General features: G+C 40.6%; 15 protein-coding genes and 1 tRNA gene. 5 read left to right on the forward strand and 11 right to left on the reverse strand.

The genetic code is table 11. From position 1 onward, the window contains the following. Positions 1-32 precede the first annotated feature (32 nt). On the forward strand, positions 33-5,735 hold the full coding sequence (locus tag M9892_10565) for a M43 family zinc metalloprotease (GenBank protein MCO5254794.1): 5,703 nt from the start codon (positions 33-35) through the stop codon (positions 5,733-5,735). A 114-nt stretch (positions 5,736-5,849) separates the two neighbouring features. Here the strand turns inward: M9892_10565 and M9892_10570 are convergent. Then, positions 5,850-5,922, reverse strand: a tRNA-Phe gene (locus tag M9892_10570). A 66-nt stretch (positions 5,923-5,988) separates the two neighbouring features. Next, positions 5,989-6,969 carry a pyruvate dehydrogenase complex E1 component subunit beta gene (locus M9892_10575; protein ID MCO5254795.1) on the reverse strand — a complete coding sequence of 327 codons (981 nt, stop codon included), beginning with the start codon at positions 6,967-6,969 and terminating at the stop codon, positions 5,989-5,991. Between the two features lie 176 nt (positions 6,970-7,145). Here M9892_10575 and M9892_10580 point away from each other — a divergent pair, with 176 nt between their 5' ends. Further along, complete coding sequence (locus tag M9892_10580; GenBank protein ID MCO5254796.1) at positions 7,146-8,558, forward strand: MBL fold metallo-hydrolase; 1,413 nt, start codon at positions 7,146-7,148, stop codon at positions 8,556-8,558. A 13-nt stretch (positions 8,559-8,571) separates the two neighbouring features. Here M9892_10580 and map read toward each other — a convergent pair whose 3' ends face one another. The 9 genes from map to M9892_10625 form a co-directional block, all read right to left on the reverse strand. After that, positions 8,572-9,354: a type I methionyl aminopeptidase gene (gene map, locus M9892_10585; GenBank protein MCO5254797.1), complete on the reverse strand. Its 783-nt coding sequence runs from the start codon at positions 9,352-9,354 to the stop codon at positions 8,572-8,574. Positions 9,355-9,400: 46 nt separating this feature from the next. Then, positions 9,401-10,114 carry a copper resistance protein NlpE N-terminal domain-containing protein gene (locus tag M9892_10590; GenBank protein MCO5254798.1) on the reverse strand — a complete coding sequence of 238 codons (714 nt, stop codon included), beginning with the start codon at positions 10,112-10,114 and terminating at the stop codon, positions 9,401-9,403. 44 nt (positions 10,115-10,158) lie between these two features. Further along, positions 10,159-11,556, reverse strand: a complete 1,398-nt coding sequence (gene mgtE, locus M9892_10595; protein ID MCO5254799.1) for a magnesium transporter — start codon at positions 11,554-11,556, stop codon at positions 10,159-10,161. Positions 11,557-11,746: 190 nt separating this feature from the next. Next, a complete protein-coding gene (gene secG, locus M9892_10600; protein MCO5254800.1) occupies positions 11,747-12,157 on the reverse strand; it encodes a preprotein translocase subunit SecG in 411 nt (136 codons plus the stop codon). 2 nt (positions 12,158-12,159) lie between these two features. Then, positions 12,160-13,158 (reverse strand): hypothetical protein, encoded by a 999-nt coding sequence (locus M9892_10605; GenBank protein MCO5254801.1) that lies wholly within the window; start codon positions 13,156-13,158, stop codon positions 12,160-12,162. Positions 13,159-13,162: 4 nt separating this feature from the next. After that, a complete protein-coding gene (gene lptE, locus M9892_10610; GenBank protein ID MCO5254802.1) occupies positions 13,163-13,588 on the reverse strand; it encodes an LPS assembly lipoprotein LptE in 426 nt (141 codons plus the stop codon). Positions 13,589-13,667: 79 nt separating this feature from the next. Beyond that, positions 13,668-14,933: a sigma-54 dependent transcriptional regulator gene (locus M9892_10615; protein MCO5254803.1), complete on the reverse strand. Its 1,266-nt coding sequence runs from the start codon at positions 14,931-14,933 to the stop codon at positions 13,668-13,670. Positions 14,934-14,942: 9 nt separating this feature from the next. Next, positions 14,943-16,358, reverse strand: a complete 1,416-nt coding sequence (gene miaB, locus M9892_10620; GenBank protein MCO5254804.1) for a tRNA (N6-isopentenyl adenosine(37)-C2)-methylthiotransferase MiaB — start codon at positions 16,356-16,358, stop codon at positions 14,943-14,945. A gap of 121 nt (positions 16,359-16,479) precedes the next feature. Continuing rightward, entirely contained in the window at positions 16,480-19,050 is a 2,571-nt protein-coding gene (locus M9892_10625) for an ATP-dependent Clp protease ATP-binding subunit (protein MCO5254805.1), read from the reverse strand. Between the two features lie 370 nt (positions 19,051-19,420). Between M9892_10625 and dnaB the strand changes: the two genes are divergently transcribed. The 3 genes from dnaB (at position 19,421) to pepT (ending at position 25,519) form a co-directional block, all read left to right on the forward strand. Continuing rightward, the gene (gene dnaB / locus M9892_10630) at positions 19,421-20,998 is read left to right on the forward strand and encodes a replicative DNA helicase (protein MCO5254806.1); all 1,578 of its coding nucleotides are present in this window, start codon (positions 19,421-19,423) and stop codon (positions 20,996-20,998) included. A gap of 154 nt (positions 20,999-21,152) precedes the next feature. Continuing rightward, on the forward strand, positions 21,153-24,200 hold the full coding sequence (locus M9892_10635; protein MCO5254807.1) for a PKD domain-containing protein: 3,048 nt from the start codon (positions 21,153-21,155) through the stop codon (positions 24,198-24,200). Between the two features lie 68 nt (positions 24,201-24,268). Next, entirely contained in the window at positions 24,269-25,519 is a 1,251-nt protein-coding gene (gene pepT, locus M9892_10640) for a peptidase T (protein ID MCO5254808.1), read from the forward strand. Position 25,520: the final 1 nt, after the last annotated feature.

Below are 25,520 nucleotides of genomic sequence, written 5' to 3' on the forward strand. Positions count from 1 at the left end.
ACAAAATAATCCATAACTAAATATTTACCATCATGAAAAGAAAAGTCCAACTTATCTTAATGGCAATGCTATTGCCCTTCTTCAACGGCACCGCCCAAGACACGTTTACCTGTGTACACGACCTTATGCTGGAACAGCAAAAGCAAGCCAACCCGCATTTGGGCGATATGCCCCAGCTCATCAGCTACGGAGCAAAACGCTGGCGGGAGCGCAACCCCAATTTTGTTTTTTACCCCAAGCCGCAGCCCGCTCCCCCTTGCAGTATCTGCATGACCATCGACCCTGACTGCTTCAAAAGCCGCTACGCCCTGCCTGTCATAGTCCACATAGTAGCCAAACCGGGCGACACAACAGCAGGACAAGGCAGCAACATACCCAACAGTCAGGTGTACAACGCCCTTGCCGCGCTCAACAGGCAGTTTGCGGGCTACGGTATTCCCGACAATCATACGGTTGCCGTAAACACAGGCATACAGTTCTACTTAGCCCCTGTGGGCGCGGACAGCAGCGGCATAATCCGCTACAACAGCCCCCTGAGCAGCATACCTTCGGGTACGCTCGCCCCTCTCCGCGCTCTCATGGACTCCACACTTAATACCAACGAATACATTCATATCTTTGTGGTGGACAGTATTGAAAAACCGGGGGTAATGGGCTACGCAAGCTACCCTGAAACGGGTTTTAACCATGCGGTGGTGGTGAGCCGAAAACGATTTGGCGATGCAAGCCAAGCATGCTCCCAGTGTCAATTGCACAGCCAAAGCCGCAACAAAACCCTTGCCCACGAGCTTGGGCACTTTCTCGGCTTGCGCCACACCTTTCAGGGCGGCTGCGCTCCTGACAGTGCCGACTGCGAAGTGCAGGGGGACGGCTGCTGCGACACTCCGCCTGTGGCGGCACAAAACGAACAATGCCCCACAGGCATAAACTCCTGTCCCGACAACGACCCCCGCCCCGACCAGATAGAAAACTTCATGGACTACACAAGCGAAGCCTGCTCCAAATGGTTCACCCGCAACCAGGCGGAGCGAATGTACCATGTGCTTGAAACCTACAAGCGGGAGCTGACGGATATTGAAAACCTCATCACCCATCAGCCCAATATATGTATGTTCAGCGCACGGTTCAAAATGCAGAACCCTGTGATGTGCGACACAGGCAATACGGTGCTGTTCAGAGCCTTGCCTTACACTAACACAGGCGTAAACTATATATGGACAATCTACGACAGCCTGCAACAGACAGTCCATTCCGCCACAATAACGGACAACCACGAATGGCAGTATTACATGGACGAAAAAGGCAAATACGATGTCCGCCTGCAAGTGGCTTACAACAGCGACACCGCAACGGAATACATACCCCAAGCCCTGTGGGTAGTAACCTGCGGTGCCGCCCTAAGCCACGAGGGCGGTAACTGGTTCTTTGGCAATCATGCAGGGCTTGTCTTCACGGAAGCAGGTGTCAGACCAAGCATGGAGCTTTCTTTTCGTGCGCCAAATAACATGAACGCCAATGAAGGTAACGTAAGCATAAGCGACAAAGAGGGAAATCTGATGTTCTATGCAAGCGGGCGTAACCATAAAATTGACAGAGGAGTGGTGTACAACAGCAATCATAATGCAACGAATAATGGCAATGGGGAGGGCTTCAAGATGGCAGACAACTGCGCACAGCCTGCCGTAGTATTTCCTTATCCCAACGACACCACCAAAACCCTGATGCTGCACAGCACTGTTACATACGAAGGAAACCTCTATTACAGCATACTGCACAAAAAGTCCAACGGACTTTACGACACATTGTTTAATTATAAAAATATTCCTGTTACTATAGCGGGTATCATGCAAAATAAAGATAATGCCATAGATGCAGGAGAGAATCTAACTGTTGTTGCAAAATGCTACGGTGTTGGATATTGGTTAGCTACTACAGTACGCTTTGATAAAAACGAAGAGGATTACTATCTAGCAATAATATCTATTGATACAAATGGCTTTCAGTTAGTTGATACAATGCTTGTTCCTGGATTTGATGGGGCTAATCTACACTATGGTCAAGGAAAGTTCTCTCCAGATGCCACCAAATACGCCACTTTTAATAATATCTATAATTTTGACCGAGCCACAGGCAAGCTCACGCACCTTGCAGAGTTGCCTTTCCCTAACTATCTTATATATGGCTTGTCATTCAGCCCCAATTCCCGCTATCTGTACTGGATTGGTGAAAATGAGGGCACCACCCAAAACCTTATCCGCAGGGTGGATTTATCTTTCAATAACCCGCTCTCTTACATTCAAGATATAGGGATTGCTCCCAACAATGCCTCTTGGCAGGCAATGCAACTAGGACCCGACAACAGGCTCTACATAGCCAACATAGGAAGCTCAGAACTTGCCGTCATCAACCACCCTGATGCTGACTGGAGCAAAATCCACCATAACCCGCTCGGCTACGAGCCTTATGGAGTACCACTGCAAATAGGCGGCATGGGGGGTGTATCGGTAATGGGCTTGCCCAATCAGATAGACGCAAAGAGAATAGAAGTTATCAAAGATACCATTTACTACACGATAAAAGACTGTAACACTGTTGTTTTCAGTAGCACTGCTTGTTGTCGAGGTAGCTACCTATGGATGTTCGGAGATGGAGATACTTCCATGCAGCCATATCCCGAACCGCACACCTACGCAGGAGTGGGCGTTTACCATGTCAAACTCGTGCTTGACGGAACAGACACCGTTCGTGTTACCGTCCCGCTTTTCAATCCCAAAGTGCGTATTTCGGGCGATACGCTCCTGTGCAACGAGAACCAATATGCAACCTACACCGCCCTTGACATAGACAGCTTTTCCAAAAACTACCAACTGCATTGGGAAATCAAGGACGGCACATACAGCCTTAACTACGCTACAAGTAACACCATAGAGCCGGTCTTTGACGCTCTGCCCGCCCAAGTCATAGTCCATGTAACCGACCCCGCAACCGAGTGTGAAGCAAGGGATACAATCACAGTCAATCAGATTGCCGAACTTGCCACCAACAAAATCAATAACGGAATACCTGCATTTGCCTCGTGTTCTCCTGCTGGTACTTTCTCTTTGGAGGGCAACACACCTTCGGGGGGCGGCACTTTCTATTATTCGTGGTATTACTCCTACAACAATCAGGATTGGGTGGATATGGAACAATACACCCAAAACCTGACCAATCAACCGCTTGAGAGAACAATTTATTTCAAACGCCTTCTGTATCCCGATGCGTGCTATAATTGGAGCAATGTAGTGAAAGTTGTACCCGCCATTCAGGGGAATGATATATTTCCACTGAATCCGCTGTATGACGAACGGGTCTGCGATCCGATATTTGGCGGTTCGTTGTTAACGTTTCTGCGTAGCGATACGGTCGTAGTCTATGACGACCCCGCCCATTCTTATTACTTCAAATGGCAGACAAGCTCCAACGGTTATGCGTGGACAGACATTGCGGAATATATAGACAATCAGGCATATTTTTGGGTGGACTGGCGTTACAGTCCTCGCGGAATCGAACGCAGGTTTGACGACCATGAACCCCGTAAGTATATCAGAAAGATTGTAGCTGCTTCTTCCTATTCCTCCCCGTTTTCCTATTGTTCAGACACAAGCAACGTACTTACAATCACCAATTACAACATAGACAGCATGCGAGCCATCCGTTTCTATGCCTACGACCCTGATATTATTCACGGAGATATTATGCTTATAGAGCCGGACAGTTTGTTTAGGGTGGTATGGCAGACAAGCTGCAATGGCACAGACTGGACGGACATCACAGCAGGGTTTAACCATGACACGCTTTGGGGGGTGCAGTCGCTCGGAGCGGAGTTTGTTCGCAGAAAGATAGTTAAGCTGACTAATCAGGGCTTTACTTATTGCGACAGCCTCCTGAGTAATGTGCTGGAATGTAACCCGTTGACCATGCAGCCCGTTTCTCAAGTAGTGCAAATTGGAGAATACGCAACATTTTATTTGGATTACTCCTCTGCCGATCCTTTCGCTATTCAATGGCAGCAGTACAATCCAAGCACAAGCAGTTGGGATAATATCGCTGGCGCAACTTCTGCTGAACTACGCATTCACGCTAATAAATGTAACGATGATACCTTGTTTAGGGCATTGATAACCAACGCATGCAGGTCGCTGATTACGGACAGTGTCGCGCTTCATGTTGTAAATAATCACTCTGATTTCTTTCTATGGCTGAAAGATTTGCCGTCCGACACAGCCCGTGAGCCGAATATAGAAGTGTCTGCCAAGAATAATTATTTCGGGAGTCCCGACATAGCCGCAAGCAACACGGTAACGGTAGTCAACGGCAGACTGACTATGATAACCGTGCTGGACAGGGAGTTAGACTTGTACGTAACCGTGCGCAACAAGGGTGCAGACACAAGCGGAGGAGGTGAACTGTATCTGTATGCGAGTCTCAGCGGACTGAACCCCGAGTGGGATTTCAGTTTCATGGATATCCCTACTGTTATAGCATTGAGTCCATCCAGAGTGGTATCTAATTATAATATTTTTGGTAACCCTCCAATATTTGGAACCGAAGGCACTCCTGTCAATAGCGAGGGTATTCCCATACCCGACATCCCACCGGGTGACAGTGTGCGCATACACTACCGTTGGACCAATCCGCCAGAGCATTTTGTGCAACACTATTTCTCTCGGTCGGGGAGTGTATATCCCACGAGCAATGCAGTGATCTATCTTGCGCGTATAACGGAGTGCAGCAGTTATCCTTTTGAGATGAGCTATCCGGAGGTCATCTTTAGCTCTACTTCTGTTCAGGGCACCGCCAAAGTTAATATTAAACAGAATGCAAAAGTGGCGGCACTCCATTGCTACACGCTTCCGGTACATAATGATGCGGTGAGTCCGTTTAATTCGTCTCAAATGCAGCCTGATATCATTACAATGGTATCGAGCAAAATGGTTCTTCCTGTAGATATAGGTGTGGATGTGGATTCGGCAAATGCCTTTTTTGATAATGCGGAGATGTACGTTTTCTTTGATGATGTGTTGTGGGATGCTTTTGTTGCAGGGGGTAATATCGGAGGAGGCTACACCATAGTAGAGGACGGTGTTTTCAGGGTGAGCAACTATGGTGCGGTATTTTGGAGCAATATGTTTTTGGATACCGGGGTGGTGGGTCATGCGGGCTTCTCGTTTTACTACAAGACGGGCGAAGACACTTCTGGCGCATTGATAAACAATAAATTCAGGGTTTTTCTGACCGAAGATTCACAAGAGCAGGGCAGTCTGTCGCTGTATGTGGACTCTAAGCTGAAGGGCATCAACGGAGGTCAGACAATGATGATACCGGCTCAGCCCCGAGATGCAGCAGACAAACGCATTGCAGGCACACAAAGCCATGCCAAAGAATCTGCAATCGCCTCACCACTACCGACTCAGGAGCGTGACCCGACAACAGATGAATTTATGTTCAGTTTTCGCCCCAATCCGTTCAGCCGGGAGTTGTTTGTGCGTGTGAGCAATGCCGAGCCGGCTGCGGTTATTTCGTTATCTTACATGAACGGCAAGGTGGTTTATGAACATGTCATAAGCGGTGAGAGCCGCGCCCCATATTACGAATTTACGATACCTGCACAAGCATTTGCCGAGGGCGTATATCTTCTCTCGTATCAATCCCCAACCCGCAAAGCAGTTAAAAAAGCAGTGTTGCTTAGGTAGGAATAGTGTTGTTGTGTTATAGGGTTCGTGCTTGTTTGGCGGGTAATGGATGCTCGCATATTCTGCCGAGAGCAAACAAAAAAAGGTCGCATTTGCGACCTTTTTTTGTTTGGGTGGTACCAGCTGGAATCGAACCAGCGACACAAGGATTTTCAGTCCTTTGCTCTACCAACTGAGCTATGGTACCGGTTGGTTTGAGAGGGTGCAAAAATAGCTTTTTATCAAAAAGAAAAAAATCTTTTTCAAGAAAGATTTAAGCTCTATATGTAACCTGATTTACAGCCTCAATGATGCGTTTTACATTGGGCAAATAAGCGTCAACCAAAGTGGAAGCATAAGGCAGTGGCACGTCTTGACTTGTTACGCGCACAATGGGAGCGTCTAAATAGTCAAAAGCTTTGCGTTGAACCATATATGCAATTTCACTTGAAATGGAAGCCAATGGCCATGCTTCTTCCACAATGACTAATCTATTAGTTTTTTGAATAGATTTTATGACAGTTTCATAATCAATAGGGCGTACAGAGCGCAAGTCAATCAGTTCAACTTCAATGCCTGATTTAGCAAGTTCGTTGGCTGCATCAGATGCAACATGCATCATTTTACCAAAAGAGACTACCGTAACATCTTTTCCTTCTCTGGCAACGTGGGCTTTGCCTATTTCAAGGAGATATTCTTCTTCGGGAACTTCCCATTTCATTCCATACATTTGCTCAGACTCCATAAAAATAACAGGGTTGTCATCTCTAATTGCTGATTTGAGCAAACCTTTTGCATCATAAGGGTTTGAAGGGACAATCACTTTGAGTCCTGCAGTATTTGCATACCAATTTTCAAAAGCATTTGAGTGTTGTGCGCCCAATTGACCGGCTGAGGCAGTAGGTCCTCTGAAAACTATCGGACAGAAAAATTCACCTCCGCTCATGCTGTGCATTTTGGCTGCTGAGTTGATAATTTGGTCAATAGCTACAAGTGAAAAGTTGAAAGTCATGAATTCAACAATAGGTCTCAATCCGGCCATGGAAGCACCAATGGATATACCGGTAAATCCAAGTTCTGCAATAGGAGTGTCTATAACTCTCTTTGCGCCAAACTCGTCTAACATTCCCTGACTCACCTTATAAGCCCCGTTGTATTCCGCCACTTCTTCTCCTATAAGAAAAATGTTAGAATCTCTACGCATTTCTTCGCTCATGGCTTCTCGCAAGGCTTCTCTGAATTGGATTTGTCTCATTTATGATGATATTATTTTGGATGGGCAAAAGTAATGATTGACTTTTTATTTAACAATTAATAATTCGCAATTATCCCTCTGTGAGTAAATTGTAAAGCGGCAATAGGGGAGATTAATGCACGGTATGTTAATTATCAATTCTCTATTCTTCATTGATTTTATATTTATTTGCGCCAATGAAATTGACATGTTGGGGTGCTGCAGGAGTTGTGACAGGAAGTATGCATTTGTTGGAAACCAATTCAGGACACAGGATTCTGATTGATTGTGGACTATATTATGAAAAGAAAAACAAGGATATAACAGAAAATAATCGACATTTTCCTTTCAATCCAAAGAGTATAGATGCTGTTGTGCTTACACATGCGCACATTGACCATAGCGGAAATTTGCCTAACCTTGTCAACCAAGGATTTGCCGGAAAAATATTTTGTACCCCGCCAACCAAAGAGCTCTCAGCATATTTACTTGAAGACTCGGTCAATATTCAGATGGCGTCTATTGACAAAACTGTTTTTAAGAAAAATAATTCCCATAAAAAGAAAAAGAACCTCAGTGAAAGTTTGTTGTATAGTTATAAGCACATTAAACAAACCATAGAACAAGTTGTAACAATGGATTACAACCGGAGTAGGTCAATTGCAAATGATATTGAAATAATGTTTGTAAATGCAGGTCATATTTTGGGTGCTGCTTCTGTGTTGATTAAAGTTACGGAGGGGAATGATGTTAAAACTATTGGTTTTACAGGAGATTTGGGGAATTCAGATGCTAAACTTACCATTGATCCTATTCCGCTTCCGCAGCCCGACTTTTTAGTGATGGAGGCAACCTATGGTGGACGTTTTCATACAAAAGGCACAGATGTAAAAAAAGTGCTATTGCAAGAAGTGATTGAAACTTGTGTAAATAAAAAAGGCAAATTGGTTATACCGGCTTTTAGTGTTGGCAGAACACAAGCTATCATTTTTACTTTACATCAGTTGTTTATAGAGGGTAGGATGCCCGCAGTCAAGGTCTATACAGATAGTCCGCTGGCAATCAAAACAACACGTATGTATGAGTCTTATATCGATTTGTTAAACGCAGAAGCCAAATATTTTCATCAAAAACATGGGGAGCTATTCGAGTTCGATTTACTCTATACCCTTTTAAATCCGGTTCATAGTGAGAGTGTCAGTCTGGACACAGAACCTTGCGTTATTATTTCAGCAGCAGGAATGGTTGAAGGAGGTAGAATTCAACAACACGTAAGAACCAATATTTCTAATCCTGATTCCACAATTTTGATTGCCGGTTATTGTGCCGAAGGAACCTTTGGGCACCTGTTATTGCAAGGGTTAAGCCATGTGGTGATTAATAAAAAAGAAAGACCGGTTCGTGCTACTGTTAAACAAACTGACGGATTTTCAGCACATCCTGACCACACCGGATTGCTTCATTATATTCAGCAAGCTACCGATGAAAACACAAGTAAAGTGATTATTGTCCATTCAGATACACAATCAGCACATGCTTTCAAAGATGCAATTAACCCAACTCTACATCCGGAAGTAGCAGAAAGAGGGAAGGTGTATGAATTAAGTTAATTTGGAATTACTTTTAAAATTCTCCAATATCGGTCAGTGCTTCTACCCCTGTTTCTGTTACCAAAAGAGTATGTTCAAACTGAGCCGATAATTTCCCGTCAATGGTACGTGCTGTCCAACCATCATTGCGGTCTATTTTGCATCTGGCTTTACCCTGATTTATCATAGGTTCTATGGTGAAAATCATACCGGGCTGCATAATTGCTCCTGAATCTTTGGGTGCACTGTGATCTACTTGTGGCTCTTCGTGGAATTCAACACCCACACCGTGTCCGGCAAATTCAAAAACAACGGAATAACCTTTGGGTTGAACATGTTTGCTGATAGCATGTCCAATATTGCCAAATCTGTTTCCGGGTTTAACCTGCTCAATACCTTTCCAAAGACTCTGACGGGTAATTTCAATAAGGTTAGCGGCTTCTTTGGATATTTCCCCTATGGGATACATTCGACAAGTATCTCCGTAATATCCGTTGAGGATGGGAGTTACATCAATGTTGAGTATATCGCCTTCTTTTAAAATATAATTATTAGGAATTCCATGACATACTACATCGTTTACCGAAGTACAGCAGGAACCGGGAAAAGGCGGGTGTCCATAACCCTTTGTTGCAGCAATAGCTCCGTGGTCATGTGTGAATTCGGCACATTTAGTATCAATATATTTTGTAGAATTTCCCGGTACGGCAAACTGTCCTAAATACTTCAATGTCTCAGCAGCGAGTTTGCTGGCAGCTTTGATTCCTTCAATTTGTTCTTGATTTTTTATGAGTATTCTTGATTTCTTTCCTAACATCATATTTTTGATTTAATCGGTACTAATACGGGGCAAAGATTTTATGTTATTTTAAGGGTTCAAAAACAGCCAGTGGTGCCATTCTTGCTTTGTTTAGTGTTAATCTATTTTCGCTTACAGAGAGATTGTCAACCATCTCCAATACCTGTCTATATTCATCTTCTATGCTGTCGGGACAAGCCATTAGTGTACTTAACCCTTTGCTTAGTTCGAGTCTGAACATATAGGTAATTCTATATTGATAGTTCATGACATTGCAACCGACTTTTGTTACAGCTCGTCTTTCCTTGCTGTTAAAAATTAAATAATGTGTTTCAGCATCGCCTTCTACTTTTTTCCCGTTTAGTTCAACCAAATGCCACTTAATGTCTTCTACCTCCGGATTCCCGTTTTTGGATAAAACATAGAATTGTGCTAATTCCCCTTTCACCGGATTATGAGCCGAATCAAGTATTCTAACTTGGTCTTCTTCAACTTTAAATTTAAATGGATGTCCGTTGGACAAATGAATGATGTTGCCATTCTCCCATGAAAATGTGCCTTTGATTGTATCAGAAATCATGGGTTCTTTACCTAAATAGGTGCTGATGAGCGTATAAGTTAAATCTGAATTGATAGTTAATTCAGTCTCAATACCTTCGCAGTCTGCACACGGAATCACTCCGGAATATATACCTGCCCAATCCAAAGATGACTCTGAGGTATGGCTGTCGGGTGTTGCAACTTGAATGGATTTGTTACTGCTGTTGCACGCTATCATTGCTGCACAAATTGTAAAAAGAGTTGTTGTTTTAAAAAAATATATCATAATAAAGTACCATTTAAGACAATAGCGGCTATTGAAAAGTAAATAATCAGTCCTGTAACATCCACCAAAGTTGCTACAAAAGGTGCAGATGATGTTGCAGGGTCAATTTTCAATTTTTTGAGAATTATCGGAATCATTGAGCCTGCCAAGGTTCCCCAAAGCACAATTCCAATAAGTGAAAAGAAGATTGTGAGTGCAATTAAAAACCAATGTTGTCCATAATCATACCATTTGAATATGTGCCATACTGTGATTCTGATAAAACCAATGCTGCCTAAAATTACACCCAGTAGGAACCCGGAAAAAATTTCACGTCTCATCACAAACCACCAATCTCGTAGTGTAAGTTCTTTCAATGCTAATGCTCTGATTATGAGTGTTGCCGCTTGAGAACCGCTATTTCCTCCACTGGAAATAATCAAAGGCACAAACAGAGCCAATATGACAGCTTGAGAAATTTCATCTTCAAAATAGCCCATGGCAGTAGCTGTCAGCATTTCGCCAATGAATAAGATAATCAACCATGTTGCTCTTTTTTGAGTAAGTTTAAATAGACTTGTTTTGACATAAGGAAAATCAAGCTTCTCAACCCCCCCGAATTTTTGTATTTTTTCAGTTTCTTTTTGTTCGGCAACGTCCATGATATCGTCAACGGTAACAACACCCAGCAGAATATTGTTGTCGTTTACAACGGGAATGACAACCCTGTCATAATCTTTGAATTTTTGGATGGCATGTTCTTGTGTGTCATTGATTTGAAGAGATACAAAGTTTTTGTCCATTAACTCTGTAATTTTCATTTCAGGAGGGTTTAAAACCAATCTTCTGACTTGAATATCATCTACCAATTTACCTTCATTATCAATGACATATATTACATTAGATGCTTCGGAGTCTTTAAAATTCTTACGCAAGAATGCGCTTGCCTCCGCAATGGTCATGTCTTGGGTAATAGCGGCATAGTCAGTATCTATCAAACGAGCTACACTGTTTTCAGAATACCCAAGAAAGTTTTGAGTTTCTTTCTTGTTGTCTTCATCCAGATAATGAATATAAACTGTACGTTCGAGGGCTGTTAAATCACTAAAAAAACTGGTTCTGTTGTCACTGCTCAGATTGTTGAGTAGGTGGGAGGCTTGTTGAGATGATAGTTGTCTTACCAGTTTGTGTTGAAGCTGTTCATCAATGTAAGGGAATGACCATAATTGTAATTCTGCGTCAAATGTGACAAATATGGAACAGGCTTTGTCCTCAGGAATTACATCCAATACTTCGGCAATTTCTGCGGGATGTACTTTTTCCGGCTCTTTATCAAAGAGAGAAAAAATATTGAATTCGGTTTCCCAGTCAATATTTCTTATTTTGTCTTGTAGTATTTCTTCTACGTTCTCCATGACACATATTCCTGACTAATAATGAATTAACTACATTAAAACTCCCAATTTGGAATTAGGAGGTGCAAATTAAGTTCTTACTTTTTAAAATTCAGCCATGACACAAAAAAAAATCAAAGTATAATACTTTGATTTTTAAAAGTTCTTTCTGTTCAACTTAGTAGAACTAAGTTACGAAACTATTGTTGAACTACTGTGCCGGAGCAGGTTGAGGTCCCTGTTGGGGAGCCTGTGGTTGAGCAGGGTCCTGTGCTCCATTAGGCTCTGGAGTAGTGGGTAGAGTCGGTGTAGTTGAAGGCAAGCCTTTTTGCATGATTTCCTCTAATTGTGGATCTATTTTACCATCTTTTGTGCCCTGTGTAGGCGACTTTGTGTTGTGTCTTGGCAAATATCCGGCAGCTAACAATGAAACAATCATCACAAGTCCTGCGGCAACCCATGTGATTTTTTCAACGATATCGGTAGTTTTCTTTACTCCGAAAAATTGATTTCCGGTTGAGAAGTTAGAAGCAAGTCCGCTGCCTTTGGGGTTTTGTACTAATACTACTGCAATCAATACAATACCTACGATAATGGCAAAAATTAATAAGAAGGTTAACATATTTATTCCGTGTCTTTTTTAAGTTCTTTTATAAGGGCTGCAAAATAACTCTCTTTTTGTGGAAATTTCAACTTTAATTTTTCGTAAGCCCAAATAGCCTCCGGTATATGCCCTTGTTTTACATAAATGCTTGCTAATGTTTCTGTTACAATGTCGTCATCTAGCTCTAAACTCTTTATAGCAGCCTTTTCTGCTTTGAAAAAATCTGTTTTAGGATGGCTAATACTAGGTTGGTTTTTGAGAAAAGAATCAATTAACGCAATAGAATCAGAATGATTTGATTTTATCTCTGAATGGGAAGGGGGGGGCGATGTTGTGGGTGTAGAGTCGGTTGTTAGTATGGATTCAGTTGCGTCTTTGATTGGTTTTGAAAATTGATTGAGCCAGTCAGAAAAACTATGGAATTCGGTTGTTTGTGTTTCTATGATAGGTTGCAACAATTCAATTTCTTCAGCATTTTCCACTGTTTCATCCTGTTCATCCCATTTATCCTGTTGCTTACATGTTTTTGATATGGTTTGCTCAGATTCAATTTCACCTGTTTCTATAATATTATCGGAAGTATTGGTCCTTGAAACTTGTTCTACATGTTCTATTGTGGGCGTCTCTTCGGGTGCTGTAATTTCTGACTCAGACTCAATATTTTCGTGTAATGTTTGAGGTACAAGGGTATCTATACTTGGCAACTCCTTTTGATTTTCAGGCTTATTTGTTAGAATTTCAGTTTTATCTTCTTCACTGATGGGTTGTTCTGTTATTGAAAGTGGTTGTGCACTTTGAATGAATGAAAATAACCAAGCTCTGTCTATCACCCTGAGAGAAGCTTTTTTGACCTGTTTATCATATTTATAGTCCTCTTTCTCTTTGTATATTTTAGCCAATAAAATATGAGGCAAATTGTAATAGGGAAACTCAGCTACAAGTGTCTCAAGTGTTGCTATTTCTTTATCTGAAACAGAGTTTGGGTTATTCAATATGTCCGTGAGTCTGGCTGGTGTCATGGAGTTACCACTTTAATGCAATGTCATTAAAAATATCTTGAACCATCATATTTGTAACATCGGTGATGAGTTGTGTTTCTATTGCGGAATAGTCCGTTGCAGCGGGGAAATTGACGAAATTAGTGTATGTTTTGTTAAAGTTAAATTTTGAATGTTTTGGGCTGGTGAAATTAACCTTGGTACTCATGGTTAATCTATTTTCGGTTGCAGCAGTATTTCCCGAAATACTTACAGGTTGTATATTGTAATCGGTAATGAGTCCATCTATTTGATAGTCTCCATCTTGGTCTGTCAAATAAAGTTTAGTTTCACTCTGAAATTTGTCTTTGAGTTTTTCAGTAAACACTTGACTGAGTGTGGGTGCAACTTGTGGTGCTTGGTTAGGGAAATACATGATTGAAATACTCTTTACATCATCGGGAATGTTCACTCCAGACAAGGAATAGATGCCGCAATTACTGAACATTAGCAAGCTTGTACACAATAATATTATTTTTAAACTATTGATTTTACTCAAGATCATATTGCTTGATTTTACGGTAGAGCGTTCTTTCTGAAATACCCAGTTCAATAGCCGCTTTTTTTCTACGTCCTTTATTGCGTTCCAGAGATTTCTTAATCATGTCTCTTTCCTGCTCTTGAATTGTTTTGGCTTCTTCAATTCTAATGGTTTTAGTTTCGGAATCGTTTGAATATGTTGGGTGAGGAGCAGGTATATTGGTGTGAGGAAGTGAAATGGAAAAATCTAAAGGTTGATTCATATCTTTAATTTCTTCACTGAATATTTGTCGGATTGCGCCTTCATTCTCTCGCAAGAAGGAGCCATGGTTGTCACCGCTTTCAATCAATCTGAAAACCAATTTTTTAAGCTCGGTCATATCTCGCTTCAAATCAAACAGAACTTTGTAAAGAAGGTCTCTATCGCTAAAACTTTCTTTCTCATGACCATCATTTGACAAGGCAACAACAGGCAGACTTGAATATTCGGGAGGCAGATAGTTTTTTAGAGTTTGGGCATCAATTACACCATCTCTTTCAAGCACACAAAGTTGTTCGGTTACATTGCGGAGTTGTCGGACATTTCCCTGCCATGAATAATTTTCAAGCATGAGTCTTGCATCGGGAGTCAGTTCAATGTAACGAGCATGGTATTTTTCGGCAAAGTCATTAACAAACTTTAAAAATATCAAGTAAATATCTTCTTTTCTTGCGCTGAGCTTAGGAATGACAATAGGAACTGTGGCTAGTCTGTAATATAAATCTGTTCTGAACTTGCCTTTTCCGGCATTCTCCAAGAGATTATTGTTTGTGGCAGCTACCACTCTTACGTTGGTTTTTTGGATTTTGCTTGAGCCTACACGAATAAACTCTCCGGTTTCCAATACTCTTAATAATCTTGCTTGTGTTCCCAAAGGAAGTTCTCCTACTTCGTCAAGGAAAATCGTTCCGCCATTTACAGTTTCAAAATATCCTTTTCTGGCATCGGTTGCACCTGTAAAAGAACCTTTTTCGTGTCCAAACAGTTCGGAATCTATTGTGCCCTCGGGGATTGCGCCACAGTTTACCGCAATGAAAGAGCCGTGTTTTCTGGCACTATTTTGATGAATGATTTTAGAAAAAACTTCTTTACCTACACCACTTTCTCCAAAAATCAAAACACTCATATCTGTTGGTGCAACGCGCAAAGCTGTTTCCAAAGCATGATTGAGCAGGGGAGAGTTGCCCACTATTTCATACCTGTTTTTAATTTGTTGTAGTTCTTTCTCGTTAATCATCTGATGTTGTTAAATGGGACGCCCTTTTAGTGTAGTTGTGGTGGTTTCTTCAACCAGTACATTTACGTAGTCACCTGGTTTTTGTGTTGATTTTGGGAATACTACCATGATATTCTGATCGCTTCTGCCTCTTAAGTCTGTTTCACTTTTTTTGGATTCTCCTTCTACCAATACTTTTACCACTTTGCCAACAAATTTCTTGTTTTTTTCAGTTGAAATTTTGTTTTGGAGTTCAATTACCTCTGCTAATCTTCTTTTTTTAACTTCTAAGGGAACATCATCCGGGAACTTCTTTGCTGCCATTGTGCCCGGACGTTCACTATAAAAATACATGTAGCTGAAATCAAATTGAGAAATTTCCATAATGCTTAATGTTTCTTTATGATCTTCCTCGGTTTCTGTACAAAATCCGCAAATAACATCACTTGAAATACCACAATCCGGCATGATTTCTCTGATTCTTTTTACTTTGTTCAAGTACCATTCTCTGTCATAAGTGCGGTTCATTTTCTCCAATATTTTGCTACTACCTGACTGGGCTGGTAGGTGAATATGCTTGCAAATATTGTTGTATTTTTTCATGGTGAATAGGACATTATCGTCAATGTCCTTAGGGTGCGAGGTTGAAAAGCGAATTCTCATTTCAGGATTTACTTGCGCACACATTTCAAGCAGTTTAGCAAAAGTAACGGCAGTGTCTTGAGCGTCTTTGCTCGCTTTTTCAAAATCTTTTTTTGCTCCACCTCCAAACCACAAATAGCTATCAACGTTTTGTCCAAGTAAGGTAACTTCTTTGAATCCTGCATCTGACAAGTCTTTGATTTCTTTTATAATACTTTCAGGTTCGCGACTGCGTTCTCTGCCACGAGTGAACGGAACTACGCAGAATGAACACATATTGTCGCAACCTCTGGTAATTGACACAAAGGCGTTGACACCATTAGAGTTAAGTCGAACCGGGCTGATTTCGCCATAAGTTTCTTCACGGGATAAAAGTACATTAATTGCTTTGCTCCCTTCGTCAACTTCAGCAAGCAATTTGGGTAATTCTCTATATGCATCGGGACCCGCGACCACATCCACTAATTTTTCTTGTTCGAGGAGTTTGTCTTTCAAGCGTTCTGCCATACAGCCCAATACCCCAATGATTAAATCTCTGTTCTTTTTCTTATTGGCTCGCAGGTGTTTCAGTCGTTCTCTTATACGTTGCTCCGCATTATCGCGAACAGCACAAGTGTTGATGAGTATTACATCTGCATCTGTTTCGTCATTTGTAACGCGAAAACCATGATTATAAAGGATAGAAGCTACAATTTCGCTGTCACTGAAATTCATGGCACAGCCGTAGCTTTCGATATAAAGATTTCTATGTATGGAGCCACTTGAAACGGGTATGTCGGCAACCATTAATTCTGTATCTGACATTTTTTTTAATGAGGTGCAAAGATAAGAGTTAGACTGTTAAAATGAATGGTTGCATTAACAAAATAGAACAGCCCGCAATATTGTTGCGGGCTGTCATGAGTTTATAATTTGGGTAAATGTTCTATTCGTCCTTTTTTAATTCTTCTTTGGATTCATTGCCCTTTTTAGATTTAGGCTGGGTTTTAATGCTTAATCCGTCTTGCTCTTTGTTCATGGATACAAGCAGCTTAGAACCTTCCTTAACTTCACCCTTGAGGATTTCTTCAGCAAGAGGGTCTTCCATATACTTTTGTATTGTACGATGTAGAGGGCGTGCACCAAATTCAGCATCAAAGCCCTTTTCCACCAAGAATTCTTTCACATTTGCATCTAACTCTACTTCAATACCAAGGTCAGAAACCCTTTTGAGCATTTTGTTCATTGAAATATCCATAATTTTGAAAATATCCTCTTTTTCAAGACTCTTAAATACAATAACATCATCAATCCTATTTAAGAACTCAGGGCTAAAGAATTTTTTGAGTGCATTTTCAATGATTTGCTTACTGTCTTTCTCTTGGTTGGTTATTTTGTTGGAAGTGTTGAAACCTACACCTGTTCCAAAATCTTTGAGTTGTCGTGAACCAATGTTTGAAGTCATGATGATGACTGTATTTCTAAAGTCAATTTTTCTTCCTAGACTGTCGGTCATAAACCCTTCATCAAGTGCTTGCAACAATAAGTTAAACACATCTTGGTGAGCTTTTTCTATCTCATCAAAAAGAATGACAGAGTAGGGTTTTCTGCGAACTTTTTCAGTCAACAAGCCACCTTCTTCATAACCTACATAACCGGGAGGCGCTCCCACCAATCTTGATACGGCAAATTTTTCCATGTATTCGCTCATGTCAATTCTTATAAGAGAGTCTTGAGTGTCAAATAAGTATTCGCTCAATGCTTTTGCCATTTCAGTTTTTCCTACACCGGTGGGTCCAAGGAAAATAAATGAACCAATGGGTTTGTTAGGGTCTTTGAGACCGGCTCTTGTACGTTGAATAGCTTTGGAAAGTCGGGCAACTGCTTTGTCTTGTCCAATTACTCTTTTTTGCAAATCAGCTTCCATGTTGAGTAATTTTTTGCCTTCACCTTGGGCAATTCTTTTCACGGGAATGCCCGTCATCATGGCGATTACTTCTGCGACATCTTCTTCGCTCACAACATATTTATGGTTTTTGCTGTCTTCTTCCCATTTAAGTTTAGCATTATCAAGGTTTTTTAGCAATGTTTTCTCTGTATCTCTTAACCTTGCAGCTTCTTCATAGTTTTGGGATTTGACAACCCTGATTTTTTCTACTTTTACCTCTTCAATTTGAGCTTCAAGGTCAAGTATGTCAGAAGGAACATGAATGTTGGAAATATGAACTCTGGCGCCTGCTTCGTCCAATACATCAATCGCCTTATCGGGAAGATAACGATCTGTAATATATCTTTCGGATAGTTTCACACAAGCCTCAATGGCTCCAGGGGTAAAACTAACTGAGTGATGTTCTTCGTATTTGTCTTTGATATTATTCAGAATTTCCAAAGTTTCGCTGGCAGAAGCAGGTTCCACTATAACCATCTGGAAACGTCTTTCTAAGGCGCCATCTTTTTCAATATATTGTCGGTATTCATCTAATGTGGTAGCACCAATACATTGAATTTCTCCTCTTGACAAGGCGGGTTTGAACATGTTGGAAGCGTCCAAAGAACCTGATGCACCACCTGCACCTACAAGTGTATGAATCTCGTCAATAAATAGAATTACATCATCACTCTTTTCAAGTTCGTTCATAATGGCTTTGATTCTTTCTTCAAATTGTCCTCTGTATTTTGTGCCTGCCACAAGTGATGCTAAATCAAGAGTAACCACTCTTTTATTAAAAAGAATTCTGGAAACCTTTTTTTGAACAATCCTAACCGCAAGTCCTTCTGCAATAGCAGTTTTGCCAACGCCAGGCTCACCAATTAAAACGGGATTGTTTTTCTTTCTGCGTGATAGGACTTGTGATACACGTTCAATTTCTTTTTCTCGTCCTATTACAGGATCGAGTTTGCCTTCTTCTGCATCATGAGTCAGATCTCTGCCAAAATTGTCAAGGACAGGGGTCTTAGATTTGGAATTTTTTTTGCGTAAATCGTCCATTTTTTTATCTTCACCATAAGCACTTTCTTCAGCGTTCTCATCGTTTGGTGGTAGCTCGGATTTGGGAGATGAGGGTGGAGGTATCTGACCGGGTGTATCTTCTTCTAAAGCACTTTTGAAGATATCATAAGTGATTCCGTATTGAGAAAGAATTTCGGTTGCTAAATTGTCTTCATCTCTCAAAATAGACAAGAGTAAATGTTCAGTTCCAATAATCTCTGTTTTGAACATTCTGGCTTCAAGATAGGTTATTTTTAGAGCTTTCTCAGCTTGTCGTGTAAGAGGCAGATTACCAATGTTGGTTGTTTTACCTGAGGTTGATTTAACGGCATCTTCTATGGATTTTTTAACTCTTAGCACATCTACATCAAGGCTTTTAAGTGTTTGTAAAGCCCTGCCTTCTCCTTCTCTAATGACTCCAAGAAGCAAATGTTCAGGACCGATATAATCATGTCCCATACGAATGGCTTCTTCGCGACTGAATTGGATGACTTCTTTTACTCTGGGTGAAAATTTATTTGTTGACATTTTAAGTTATTGCTGATGTTGTTTTAAAGGTTCAAAGATATTCAATGTAGTACTATTCTTATGTCCAACTTGCATGAATCTATGCAAAATATAGTTAGAATTTAAGTGGAAAAATATTGACATTTTACTGTGTAAAATTATTTTTACGTTAAACTCTAAAATCATGCCATCTTAGACTACTAACTGTTTTATGCCAGATTGTCTGATTCTGTTGGGTTTGAGGGGTGTTGGTTGAGGGTTGAGTTAAATCTATACTGACAAGCAGGCAAATTTTATTTGCCTAAACACTCTCAAAAATAATGTGGAAAAGTTCAGGTGAGTATTTGAGAACTTGCAAGCGTTGTATTGTTGGTATTATTTTGCTTGCTGAATGAACGAGAGATTGTCAAATAGAAATTTAGGAAAAAAGAATAAGCAAAGTGCTGAATTGATTACGGCTTTAGACACAATGGGTCGAAAAGTGCCTGCGGCTCTTGATATGGAACAAGCGGTGCTGGGTGCGCTATTGTTGGATGGCACTTCTATGCTTAGAATACAAGAAATATTAATGCCGGAATACTTCTATGACGAAAAAAATCAATTTGTCTTTAATGCAATTCGTTCTTTGGTTGAAAGAAACGAGCCAATAGACCTTTTAACTGTTATTGAAAAACTTAGAGCACAAGAAAAACTTGAGTTTGTTGGAGGCGAGTTCTATGTGAGTGAACTGACAATGAAGGTTACATCCTCTGCAAATATTGAATTTCATGCCCATATAATCGTTGAAAAATATGTACAGAGAGTTTTGATTAACATTTGTGGTGAAACCATCAGAGATGCGTATGAGCCTAGTGCAGATGCCTTTGCACTATTGGATGACACCGAAAAGAAAATCTATGAAATCAAAAACAAGGGCATGAAGCGTAATTATGAAGGCATTGATAATCTGGTTGCAAAAGCTTTAATGCAAATTGAAGCCAATACCAAACATACTTCTGACGTAACGGGCGTGCCAAGTGGTATTGCAAGCGTGGACAGGATTACTTCGGGTTGGCAAAAATCAGATTTGATTATCATTGCCGGTCGTCCTGGTATGGGTAAAACTGCATTTGCGCTTACCATGCTCAGAAATGCAGCAGTCGGTCACAATGTTCCGGTGGCATTCTTTTCATTGGAGATGTCTGCAGTTCAGTTGGTTACACGTATGATATCTGCCGAAGCAGAGATTAGTTCCGAAGATTTGAGAAAAGGTAATCTGATGGAACACCAATGGCAACAAATTGTTACCAAAACCCAAACTCTTTCTCAAGCCCCGATTTTTATTGATGACACTCCAAGTTTGTCTGTATTTGAATTAAAAGCTAAAGCCAGAAGGCTACATTCACAACACGGCATTGGAATGATAATGGTGGACTATTTACAGTTGATGAAAGGCGATGAGGTAAAAGAATCTAAAATGAACAGAGAGCAGGAAATTAGCCATATTTCCCGTTCCTTGAAAACATTGGCTAAGGAGCTCAACATCCCTGTTATTGCACTTGCACAGTTGAGTCGTGAAACCGAAAAAAGAACAGATAAAACGCCACAACTTTCTGACCTGCGCGAATCGGGATCTATTGAACAAGATGCAGATATGGTGGCGTTTATATACCGTGATGATTATTACAACAAAACCGAAGAGGATATGTCCAATGCAGTAGGTACGGCTTCCAAATTAATTATAAAGAAACACAGAAATGGTTCAATAGGTGATGCGAATATGTTCTTTAGCAAGAGAGTGCAAAGGTTTGTGGATGAATCTGAGTCTATGATTGCAAATTATGTAATGCAATCTAAAATGAATCAATCAGGAGAAGAAATGAACTCTTTTAAAGATGCTATAAGTCATAAAGGAAATATTTTTGATACCGGCAATGATTCTCCTTTTGATGGCGCCTCCGATACAGAAGCTAACTTCTTTGATAATTAATAAACTTCAGTAGGTGTAATTATCTTGCCCAATTTCTACGAACACTTTGCTCGGAAATTACATCAAATTTTATAATAATCGGTTAACTTTAAAGATATGGGCAGCATTCTCTCGTTTGGATGTGTCTTAATTTCATATTTTTGAAGTGTTGGCGATGGATAATTGTTTTCTCAAACTGAGGAATTTTTTTGTATTGATTCTGTTATGCAGTTTTACGGGTATTGCATTTTCACAAAGCGAAGAACAATCATGGTTTTTAGTTAAAAATGAAGGACAGTGGGCACAGCCTTTTCTTTTTCGAGCTGAGTTATTTGGGTCTTGGTTTTTTCTGGAAAAAGACGGCTATACACTTAAAATCAATCAACAGAAGGGGCTTGAAACCATTCGAGAACAAATTCACTCAACCCATTATAATTCAGATACGGAATTTACGATCAATCACCATGCAATAAGGTTTAGGTGGTTGAACACTCGAGGAACAGAATCATTTGAGTATGAAACCTATCCATTTTATTACAACTATTTTTTAGGTAATGATACCAAGCGGTGGAAAGGGAAGGTGCCTGTGGTTAAAAATGTGCTGATGAAATCTTTATACCAGGGCATTGACTGGAAAGTGTATGCACCGAATTTTAATCCCAAGCACGAACTGATTTTGCGTCCTCATGCAGATTTAACTCAAGTTGCTTTTAAAATCGAAGGTGCAAATGCCCTTTACGTGAATGAAAACGGAGAGTTAGTGATTCAAACCTCATTGGGAGATATCAAAGAGAGTAAGCCTTTGGTGTGGCAAGTAATTAATGGCAAAAAAAAGTTCGTTGATTGTAGGTATTTAATTCATCATAACTCCATTTCCTATTCATTAGCTGAATATAACAAGAATGTAGAGTTAATCATTGACCCTGTTCTTGTTTTTTCCACCTATAGCGGTTCTTTGGGTGACAATTTTGGATTTACTGCCACCTATGATAAATACGGTAATTTGTATGCGGGAGGAATTGTGGATGGCAATGACGGAGAGTATCCATGGACTATTGGAGCATTTCAGACGCATTATGGCGGGAGCACCGGTGGGCAGCCTCCGATTAACCTTGCTTGTGATATCAGTATCAGCAAATACGCTTCCGATGGGAAGTCACTTTTATTTGCGAGCTATTTGGGAGGCGATGGTAATGAACACCCGCACAGCTTGGTGGTTGACAATAATGATAATTTGATTGTGTTTGGTACCACAAATTCGGACAATTTTCCGGTTGATAGTTTTGGGTTTGACACTTCTTATAATGGTGCTTATGACATTGTTTTAGTTAAATTTTCCGAAGACGGCTCGACACTTTTAGGGGGTACTTATATTGGTGGAGTTTCTGATGATGGTATTAATAATGGCTCTCTTCGATTTAATTATGCAGATGATTTTAGAGGAGATGTTTATGTGGATTCTAACAATATGGTTTATTTGGCTACTTGCACAAGTTCAGGTGATTTTCCGGTTACAAGCGGAGTAACACAGCCTCTATTTGGTGGGGCGATTGACGGAATAGTGATGAAAGCAGATTCCTTGTTTCGCACTATCGCTTGGGGCACTTACTTAGGCTCATCGGGACAGGACGCAGCTTATTCTATCAAAGTCATAGACTCAATTGTGTTTGTTTCGGGTGGTACATCTAGTCCGGGTTTAAGTATGTATGCCAATGGAGCCAATAAATCTTATCAAGGAGGCATTGCCGATGGTTTTATTGCAAGTTTTGAAAAGGATGCAGGGCAGCTGAAAGACTTTACATTTTTTGGTACGGATGACTATGACCAAGTCTTTTTTCTGGATTTTGACACTGATAAAAAACTCTTTTTCACAGGTCAGACAAAGGGAAATATCACACGTAGTGCAAATACCTATGGGCAAGATAATACGGGGCAGTTTATCGGGAGGATTAACCAAAAGCTTGATAACATTGATATAATAACCACATTTGGGAAGAGGACAAATGCAAGCAAACCAGATTTGTCGCCTTCGGCTTTTTTGGTTGACAAATGTAATAATGTCTATTTCTCGGGTTGGGGCTCTAATGTTGACCCCGGATTGAACCCCGGTTCTACTGAAGGTTTGCCCATTACGCCCAATGCAATTCAACCCACTACGGATAAAAACGATTTTTATTTGATTGTACTCAACCCTCAACTCAAACAACTTGTTCATGCTACTTATTTTGGAGGTTCAATCACAAGCGACCATGTGGATGGAGGTACAAGCAGATTTGACAAGAATGGTGTTGTTTATCAATCGGTTTGTTCCAGTTGCCCTAATAACTGGTCGCAGTCATATCTGAGTGATTTTCCGGTTACTTCGGATGCGGTTTTTACTCAAAATTTTAGTAAAAGATGCAGCAATGCCGCCTTTAAAATAGACTTTCAAGTAACTTATCATATTGATGCAGATTTTGAAGCAAATCCCATGAATGGGTGTAGTCCTTTGAAGGTGGATTTTACTAATAAATCTAATGGAGGTACTAACTACCAATGGGATTTTGGTGATGGCAAAACCGATACTTCTACTAACCCCTCACATGTGTTTGACAAGACAGGTACTTACAATGTTAAATTGCAAATTCTTGACTCAAACAGTTGCAATCATACAGATACGGCTTTTGCAAGCATTGAAGTGTTGACCGGGCCACATCCTGAATTTGAATATGACCTTTCATTTTGTACACTTGAAGCAAATTTTACCAACAAAACAAAAGGAAAATATACGCTTCTCTCTTGGGATTTTGGAGATAGTACACAATCACAAGAAGAAAATCCGTCACATCAATATCAGCGAGGAGGAAAGTTTAAAGCCGTCTTGACACTCGAAAATCCCGATAACGGCTGTATAGATTCCGTAGACACCACATTGGTTTTTGCTGACTTCCCTATTAGTAACCTGCAAATCCCCAACGTTTTTACCCCCAATGATGACGGGGTTAATGATTGCTATACTATTTTGGGCATTACCGAAGAATGTGACAAAAGTAAGATTTTCATTTACAACCGTTGGGGAGATTTGATTTACGAAGGAAAATTGGATGGACAAAGTTGTTGGAATGGGAGGGTATATAATCAAGGTGAAGAATTGCCTGCCGGAATGTATCTTTATATCATTATATCCGAACATGAGATAGGGCGAACAAGCAAAACGAATGGAGTCATACACTTGATTAGATAGGAATATTTCCAGACAATTTTCTCCATCCAAACGCTCAAAAACTAATACTTTTGCCCAAAAAAAGAGAAATGGATATAAATAAAACCGAACTGACCGAGAGGTTTTTTAGATATGTTAAGATAGACACACAAAGTGACCCCAAGAGCGGTTTGCACCCTTCGACTGAAAAGCAGAAAGATTTGAGTCGGTTACTGGAACAAGAGTTAAAGCAAATGGGCGTTGCAGACGCTCAGATGGATGAATTCGGATATGTATATGGCACTCTTAAAAGCAATTCAGAGAAAAGTAATATACCCGTTATTTGTTTTTGCAGCCACGTGGACACAGCGCCTGATTGCAGCGGAACACATGTGAAGCCTATATTGCACAAAAATTTTAATGGCGCGGATATCATCTTACCCGATGATGTAACACAGGTGTTAACGACTAAAGATTATCCTTATTTGGCTCAAAAAATAGGAGATGATATCATAACTGCTTCCGGACATACCTTGCTAGGAGGTGATGATAAGAGTGGTGTGGCGGCTATCATGCAAGCTGTTCAATATTTAAACCAACATCCCGAAATTAAACATGGCGAAATTCGCATTCTATTTACTCCTGATGAAGAAATAGGTAAGGGAACTGCCAAGATAGATATGGCAAGGCTCGGAGCTGATTTTGGCTATACTCTTGATGGTGGTGAAGCAGGTTCGTTAGAAGTAGAGACCTTTAGTGCAGACCAAGCTATTATTACAATTCATGGGGTGATTTCTCACCCGGGGTATGCCAAAAACAAGTTAGTCAATGCATTGAAGATTGCGGGAGAGATTTTAGCCGCTTTGCCCAAAAATGAATGGTCGCCCGAAACCACAGACAAAATGCAAGGATTTGTACATCCTACACACTTTGAAGGCATTGCAGAGGAAGCCAAACTGGAGTTTATTGTTAGGGATTTTGATGATGATAAACTCAAAGCTCATGGTGAAAGATTAAAAGAAATTGCAACTCAGGTGCTTGCAAGGCATGCCGGAGCTACTATGGAATTTGTGATAAAAGAACAATACAGAAATATGAAACGAGTGCTGGATAAATATCCCCAAGTGGCACAGTATGCAGCCAAAGCCATCGAACGAGCCGGCTTGAAGGTGATTACCGAGAGTATTCGTGGAGGAACTGACGGAAGCCGATTGAGTTATATGGGCTTGCCTTGTCCTAATGTGTTTACGGGAATGCAGGGAATTCACTCCAAGAAAGAATGGATTAGTGTGCAAGATATGGCAAAATCAGCTGAAGTAGTAGTTAGAATAGCGCAAATTTGGGAAGAGGAAACCCTTTAAT

It is taken from the genome of Bacteroidota bacterium, assembly GCA_023957335.1.
Taxonomy (GTDB): domain Bacteria; phylum Bacteroidota; class Bacteroidia; order NS11-12g; family UBA955; genus JALOAG01.

Bases quoted from the DNA above. Each gene is read 5' to 3' on its own strand.
- miaB (MCO5254804.1), bottom strand. From the start codon at position 16,358: ATGTCAGATACAGAATTAATGGTTGCCGACATACCCGTTTCAAGTGGC.
- secG (MCO5254800.1), bottom strand. From the start codon at position 12,157: ATGTTAACCTTCTTATTAATTTTTGCCATTATCGTAGGTATTGTATTG.
- map (MCO5254797.1), bottom strand. From the start codon at position 9,354: ATGTTAGGAAAGAAATCAAGAATACTCATAAAAAATCAAGAACAAATT.
- M9892_10605 (MCO5254801.1), bottom strand. From the start codon at position 13,158: ATGACACCAGCCAGACTCACGGACATATTGAATAACCCAAACTCTGTT.
- M9892_10625 (MCO5254805.1), bottom strand. From the start codon at position 19,050: ATGTCAACAAATAAATTTTCACCCAGAGTAAAAGAAGTCATCCAATTC.
- M9892_10615 (MCO5254803.1), bottom strand. From the start codon at position 14,933: ATGATTAACGAGAAAGAACTACAACAAATTAAAAACAGGTATGAAATA.
- M9892_10580 (MCO5254796.1), top strand. From the start codon at position 7,146: ATGAAATTGACATGTTGGGGTGCTGCAGGAGTTGTGACAGGAAGTATG.
- dnaB (MCO5254806.1), top strand. From the start codon at position 19,421: ATGAACGAGAGATTGTCAAATAGAAATTTAGGAAAAAAGAATAAGCAA.
- mgtE (MCO5254799.1), bottom strand. From the start codon at position 11,556: ATGGAGAACGTAGAAGAAATACTACAAGACAAAATAAGAAATATTGAC.
- M9892_10590 (MCO5254798.1), bottom strand. From the start codon at position 10,114: ATGATAGCGTGCAACAGCAGTAACAAATCCATTCAAGTTGCAACACCC.
- M9892_10635 (MCO5254807.1), top strand. From the start codon at position 21,153: ATGGATAATTGTTTTCTCAAACTGAGGAATTTTTTTGTATTGATTCTG.
- M9892_10575 (MCO5254795.1), bottom strand. From the start codon at position 6,969: ATGAGACAAATCCAATTCAGAGAAGCCTTGCGAGAAGCCATGAGCGAA.
- M9892_10565 (MCO5254794.1), top strand. From the start codon at position 33: ATGAAAAGAAAAGTCCAACTTATCTTAATGGCAATGCTATTGCCCTTC.
- pepT (MCO5254808.1), top strand. From the start codon at position 24,269: ATGGATATAAATAAAACCGAACTGACCGAGAGGTTTTTTAGATATGTT.